This window comes from Paenibacillus elgii NBRC 100335 (assembly GCF_004000865.1).
GTDB lineage: Bacteria > Bacillota > Bacilli > Paenibacillales > NBRC-103111 > Paenibacillus_G > Paenibacillus_G elgii.
Genome location: NZ_BIMB01000001.1, coordinates 319,920 through 326,608, shown reverse-complemented (window position 1 = coordinate 326,608; position 6,689 = coordinate 319,920). Strand labels below are relative to the sequence as shown.

The 6,689-nt window shown below is 59.4% G+C and carries 5 protein-coding genes; 2 read left to right on the top strand and 3 right to left on the bottom strand.

The annotated features are described in order from the left end of the window. The first annotated feature begins 135 nt into the window (after positions 1–135). Positions 136–1,482, top strand: a complete 1,347-nt coding sequence (locus PEL01S_RS01560; RefSeq protein WP_063181887.1) for a DRTGG domain-containing protein — start codon at positions 136–138, stop codon at positions 1,480–1,482. Between the two features lie 95 nt (positions 1,483–1,577). Here PEL01S_RS01560 and PEL01S_RS01555 read toward each other — a convergent pair whose 3' ends face one another. From PEL01S_RS01555 to PEL01S_RS01545, 3 genes are all read right to left on the bottom strand, one after another. After that, on the bottom strand, positions 1,578–1,865 hold the full coding sequence (locus PEL01S_RS01555) for a YtpI family protein (protein ID WP_063182291.1): 288 nt from the start codon (positions 1,863–1,865) through the stop codon (positions 1,578–1,580). A gap of 62 nt (positions 1,866–1,927) precedes the next feature. Further along, positions 1,928–2,455, bottom strand: a complete 528-nt coding sequence (locus PEL01S_RS01550) for a sporulation membrane protein YtrI (RefSeq protein ID WP_174806883.1) — start codon at positions 2,453–2,455, stop codon at positions 1,928–1,930. Continuing rightward, entirely contained in the window at positions 2,452–2,784 is a 333-nt protein-coding gene (locus PEL01S_RS01545; protein WP_010496167.1) for a YtrH family sporulation protein, read from the bottom strand. The genes PEL01S_RS01550 and PEL01S_RS01545 overlap by 4 nt, the downstream gene beginning before the upstream one ends. Before the next feature lie 137 nt (positions 2,785–2,921). On the opposite strand from PEL01S_RS01545, the gene PEL01S_RS01540 reads away from it, so the two are divergent. Beyond that, positions 2,922–6,596 (top strand): DNA polymerase III subunit alpha, encoded by a 3,675-nt coding sequence (locus PEL01S_RS01540; RefSeq protein WP_127458995.1) that lies wholly within the window; start codon positions 2,922–2,924, stop codon positions 6,594–6,596. Positions 6,597–6,689: the final 93 nt, after the last annotated feature.

Below are 6,689 nucleotides of genomic sequence, written 5' to 3'. Positions count from 1 at the left end.
ACACCTTGCGCGGTGGGAAACGGACTTTTTTTCTGCCCCGGCTACGTCGAGTCCCGAGCACAGTTTTTTTCGCGCCAAAAAAATGATAAGATATAGTACAGAGTGATACAGGAATAGAATGGATTGGTGAGACAGATGAGTGAAACCGAATCGACCAACGTGCAGGAAACCGCAACGAAGCACGAACAAATCTTGAAATATATCGAGAGCTTGAAAATCGGCAGCAAAATCTCCGTCCGTAAAATCGCCGAGATGCTGGGGGTCAGCGAAGGAACGGCTTACCGCGCGATTAAGGAGGCAGATGCAATCGGGCTGGTGGCGACGAAGGAGCGGGTAGGTACGGTCCGCGTCGAGAAAAAGCTGCGCGACCAGATGGATAAGCTGACGTTCGCGGAAGTCGTGAATATGGTCGACGGCGAAGTGCTCGGCGGCATGGCGGGTTTGGACAAAACCTTGAACAAGTTCGTCATCGGCGCGATGGAGCAGGATGCAATGATGCGCTATATCGATCCGGGCAGCCTGCTGATCGTCGGAAACCGGAGCACGGCGCATCTGGGCGCGCTGGAGCAAGGGGCGGGCGTGCTGATTACGGGCGGCTTCGGGACAAGTGAGGAGGTCAAGGCGCTTGCCGACCGGCTCGAGCTTCCTATCATTTCCAGCAGCTACGATACGTTCACGGTCGCATCCTTGATCAACCGGGCGATTTACGACCGGCTGATCAAGAAGAAAATTTTGCTGATCGAGGACATCGTCCCCCAATCGATGCAGGTATACGCACTAAAGGCGCACCATACGCTGAAAGACTGGCAGCGGCTGCACGAGGAAACCGGACACAGCCGTTTTCCGGTGGTGGACGAGTGGAACCGCGTCATCGGCATGATTACGTCGAAGGATTTGATCGGCGCCGAGCCGGACCAGACGATCGACAAGCGGATGACCCGGGGACCGGTGACGGCAAGCGCAAATACGTCGGTGGCGGCGGCGGCCCATCTGATGGTATGGGAGGGCATCGAGCTGCTGCCGATCATCGACATGAGCCGCAAGCTGACCGGCGTTATCAGCCGCAAGGACGTGCTGAAGGCGATGCAGCATATTCAGCGCCAGCCGCAGCACGGGGAGACGTTCGAGGATTTAATCTGGTCGGGCTTCTGCGAGGAGAAGGACGGGGACGGGCATGCCGTTTTTCGCGGAACGATCACCCCGCAGATGACGAATCGGCTTGGCACCGTCTCCGAAGGCGTGCTGACGGTGCTGATGACGCAGGCCGCTTATCACGCGGTGCAGGATGTCAAGAAGGGCGACTTGGTGCTGGACAACATGGCTTCGTATTTTATCAAGCCGGTGCAGATTGACAGCGCGGTAGAAATTCGTCCCCGCATCATCGAGGTGAGCCGCAAATTCGGCAAAATCGATGTCGAGATGCATCTCGACGGGGTCTTGGTGGCCAAGGCGATGCTGACGGCACAAGTATTCGAGCCTTAAAGGGGGAGAGGGCGGCTGCGAAGCCGCTTAGCCCGCGAAAACACGGCTGAGTTGAAACGGCTTCACGGGTTTCACGGGCCCAGCGGGCGGAAGGTTTATTTCCGGCTGAACAGATTGTGATTGCGGATGCCCGCAAACAGATTGAACAAGCCGAGCAGCAGGCAGACGGTTCCGAAGATGCGGCGGGTTGCGGAATCTTCGAAGAAGAACAGTTGGGATATGGCGATGACGACAAGCATAAGTCCCATGCAGATGTTCATCCGGGCCGAGTACAGGCCGCGCTGCTTCGGTTCCGCTTCCCGGCGGTAACGCACGCTGAAATATAAAGATAATACGAGGAAGATGACGATCAGCACGCTGAGCGTCCATTGAATGGTTTGCATCTTGAGCGGCACATCCTTATGTACGGGTTCTGCTTCCACTTTAGCGATTTCCGCCCGGGAAATCAACCGGGAGCGGGAGAATACGAGAGCGGGATGCGTTTCCACTCTTTGACCGTGACCCATACCTTCAGCTCCGTTTGCGTCAGCACGATCCATTTGACGGACTGTACGATATAATCCTTATCCAGCACGCCGACGTAAGGCTTCTCCGTCAAAATCTGCTCGTACACGTCGGGCATGGCGGCGAAATCCGATATTTTGCGGCCGACGACGATTTTTTTCAAATCGCCGTGAATGCGGCGCTTCAGCTCGCTTTCCGTCACCTTGTCGAGCGTCGTGTGCTCAGCGGGTTCGATATAAATGTTCAGGAGATTGATCGTCGTCTGCTGATTTTTCGTTTTGGTCAAATCGGCGATCTTGACCTCCAGATCCACCTTGGCGGAGAGCAGCTCCCGGTTCTGCTCGATCATCATATTCAAGCGTTGATTGTACACGCTCAGAAACAGGGCGGCGCCGATGACCATCCCGGCCATAAGAAGGCCCGCCGCACGCAAAAAACCGCCGGACGAACCGGAAGCGGGCTCCTTCACCCTTCGCTACCTCCTTTGCAGATCCACTGGATCAGGGTCGAGCCCATATGCGCGCCGACGAAGGCGCAGACGATGTACAAGATTTGCTTGATCGCCGGGGAGATGTGTCCCTCGATAAAATGCGTCTCAATCGCGCGGATCGGATCGATCGTTCCGCCGATGGCGGCGACGATCGCCCAAATTTTGATTTGCTCCGCGACGCTCGTCATCCGGTACACCGGCGGTTCGAGCGTCAATACGGCGCCGATGCCGGCCAGCATCGTCCCCCCGAGCACGACTCCGAACGCCACGAAAAAATCAAGAAAGCATCTGGATACAAACGGAGACATCGTTCCTCATCCTTTCCTGTCGAGCCGTTCCCAGCCGTTCGGGGCTTGGCCGACTTCGCCTTACTAAATATATGGCACACTTGTTCGCATTATGCTAAACTATGGATAAATATTTCAAACGCGGGGAGGCGGCCCGGATGGGCGATTTCGTACATTTGCATGTGCACAGCGAATACAGTCTGCTCGACGGTGCCGCGCGCATCGACGATTTGGTCGGCCGTGCGGCCGAGCTCGGCATGAAGGCGCTGGCGCTTACGGATCACGGGGTGATGTACGGCGCCATTCCTTTTTATAAAGCGTGCAAGCAGCGGGGGATCAAGCCGATTATCGGGTGTGAGGTTTATTTCACTTCTGCCTCCATCCGGCAAAAGGGCAGCCGTCAAGAGCAGCCGATCTACCACCTGATTCTGCTCGCCAAAAATAAAACCGGCTACCAAAATCTAATGAAGCTGTGCTCCATCGGACATTTGGAAGGCTATCACTATAAGCCGCGGATCGATCTGGAGCATCTGGAGCGCTATGCGGAAGGGCTGATCTGCACCAGCTCGTGCCTTGGCAGCGAGGTGTCGCAGCATCTGCTGCACGGGCGTTACGACGAGGCGAAGGAGGCGGCGCTTCGTTACCGCGCGATCTTCGGAGACGACTTCTTCTTGGAGCTGCAGGACCACGGCCTGACGGAGCAAAAGAAAGTGCTGCAGGACATGCTCCGGCTTGCCCGCGACACCGGCATTCCGCTGGTCGCGACCAACGACGTGCACTACGTTCACGAACCGGACCATGCCGTTCAGGACATCCTCATTTGCATAGGTACGGGCAAAACGATCGACGACGAAGCGCGGCTTAAGTTTCATACGTCGCAGCTTTATTTGAAAAGCCCGGACGAGATGGCGGAGCTGTTCGCCCATGCGCCGGAGGCGCTTGACAATACGCTGGAAGTAGCTCGGCGATGCGACCTCGAGCTCGAATTCGGGCAGTCGATTTTACCGGAATTTGCCCCGATTCCGGACGGCATGACGGCCGGGACGTATCTCGCCGGGCTTTGTCGGCAGGGCCTGGAGCAGCGTTACGGCGCGGCTGAGGAATGGAACGACGCGGCGTGGCGGAGCAAGTTGGAAGAACGGCTGCATTACGAGCTGTCCGTCATCGAGCGGATGGGGTATTCCGATTATTTTCTGATCGTATGGGACTTCATCCGCTTCGCCCACGAGCAGGGGATCGCGACCGGACCCGGACGGGGGTCGTCGGCGGGGAGCATCGTCGCCTACGTGCTGCGCATCACCGATGTGGACCCGATCCGCTATAACCTGCTGTTCGAGCGGTTCCTGAACCCCGAGCGGGTATCGATGCCCGATATCGATATCGACTTCAGCGACCTCCGGCGCGACGAGGTGATCGACTATGTCGTGCGCAAGTACGGCCGGGACCGGGTGGCGCAAATTATTACCTTCGGAACGATGGCTGCCAAAGGAGCGGTGCGCGACGTCGGCCGGGTGCTGAACATGCCTTACGGCGAGGTGGACCGCGCCGCCAAGCTGATCCCGCATCAGCTCGGCATGACGCTGGAGGAGGCGCTGCGCACGAGCCCCGACCTGAAGGCGCTTGCCGCCAAGCAGCCGAAGACGGCGGAGTTGCTGGAGCTGGCGATGAAGGTGGAAGGCATGCCGCGCCACGCCTCCACCCATGCCGCGGGCGTGGTCATTTCGCGCGAGCCGCTGACGCAGTACGTGCCGCTGCAGGAAGGAACCGAGCAGACGGCGCTGACGCAGTATACGATGGAGCATCTGGAATCGATCGGCCTGCTGAAGATGGACTTTCTCGGCCTGCGGACGCTGTCCATCATCGAGCGCACGCTGGAATGGATCAGCGAGCAGACGGGGGCGCCCTTCGATTGGACGAAGGTTCCGGCGGATGATCCGGCGACGTACGAGCTGCTCAGCCGGGGTGATACGACGGGCATTTTCCAGCTGGAGTCGGCCGGCATGCGCCGCGTGCTGAAGGAGCTGCGGCCGTCGAACTTTGAGGATATCATCTCGGTGCTCGCGCTTTACCGGCCGGGCCCGATGGAATTCATCCCGAAATATATCGCCTGCAAGCACGGGCTACAGCCGGTAGAATACCCGCATGAAGCGCTGGAGCCGATTCTTCGGGACACGTGCGGGATCATCATTTATCAGGAGCAGATCATGCAGATCGCTTCGAAGATGGCCGGGTTCAGCCTCGGCGAAGCGGATTTGCTGCGTCGGGCGGTTAGCAAGAAGAAGCGGGAAGTGCTGGACAAGGAGCGCGGCCACTTCGTGAAAGGAAGCCTCAGCCAAGGCTATAGCGAAGCCGAGGCGAACCGGGTATACGACATGATCGTCCGCTTCGCTGACTATGGCTACCCGCGGGCGCATGCGACGGCTTACGGCGTGCTCGCGTTCCAGACGGCGTATCTGAAGGCGCATTACCCCGTGCCGTTCATGGCGTCGATGCTGACCGCGGTGACGGGCAGCCATCATAAAATCGCGGAATATGCCGACGATTGCCGCCGCATGGGCATCGCCGTGCTCCCGCCCGACGTGAACGAAAGCGGCTTTCTGTTTACGCCGGTTGCAACGGAGAACGGCGGCGCGATTCGCTTCGGCCTCGCGGCGATCAAGAACGTCGGGACGCACGCGATCGAATCGATCATCGCAGAACGCCGTACGGGCGCCTATGCCAGCTTGATCGACTTTTGCCGGCGCGTCGATCTGCGCTTATGCAACAAGCGCGTGATGGAGTCGCTGATTCAAGGCGGCGCGCTCGATTCGCTGCCGGGTCACCGGTCCCAGCAGCTCGCAATGCTGGAAGACGCCGTCGATGCGGCGGTCAAGTGGCGCAAGGACCGCGAAGATCTGCAGCTTGTGCTCGACGGCTTCACGGAGGAGGTCAGCTGGGAGGTCGAATATCCCGAGATTCCTCCGTTCACGCTGACGCAAAAGCTGGAGCTGGAGCGGGAGCTGCTCGGCCTGTACATTTCCGGCAGCCCGCTAGACGATTTCGATGCGGTGCTGCAGAAGCTGGAAATGGACCTGCTTTCCCGGCTTCAGGAGTACCCGGACGGCAGCGACGTCATGGTCGCCGGTCTGGTCATCTCGAACAAGACAATCGTCACGAAAAAAGGCCAGCCGATGGCGTTTATGGAGCTGGAGGATCGTGTCGGCAAGGCGGAGGTCGTGCTGTTCCCGGAAACGTGGAAAAAGTACGCCCCGCTGGTGCAGAAGGGCAAGCCCGTGCTGGTCGTCGCCAAGCTTCAGCTCGGGGACGAAGACTACAAGCTGCTGGCCGATCAGCTTATCGCGCTGGACGATCCGCACCTGGAGCAGAAGGCGGTCAAGCCGGCCCCGCTCCCTGCGGGCTCCCCGCGAAGCGGTCAGCGGCGCGCTTCGGGCTCTACGCCCCGCGGCTCAGCTTCGGCGGAGGCTGCCCGCGAGTCGCGAAGCCGGTACGCGGCGGCGGCTTCCCCGGCGGCGGATCAAGCGCCCAAGGGGGCGGAGCGCAAGGCTGCGGACCCGCCCGCACGGGCCGCTGAAGCTGCCGCTAGCGGTCCCCGCGCCGCAACGATGGGGCAGCGCGTCTACATGCGCATCTCGCCGCAGCGCGAGCAGCCGGCGGTGCTGGAATCGCTCAAGCGGCTGATCGCCGGACATGGCGGTCCGTTGCCGGTTGTGCTATACTACGAGCGGACCCAAAAAACGCTTGGCTTAAGCGACCAATACAAAGTAAAGCCGTCTCCCGAGCTGTTCGCTCGCATTGAGGAGCTGCTCGGCAAAGAGAGCGTAAAAGTGAAATAAATCGCGCCTCCTCCGCATACATTTAGTAACCTGCACCCAGTTCGGCGAGACGTGAGACTCGCCGGTTTTGCACGAGTTACGAATGGAACCGGA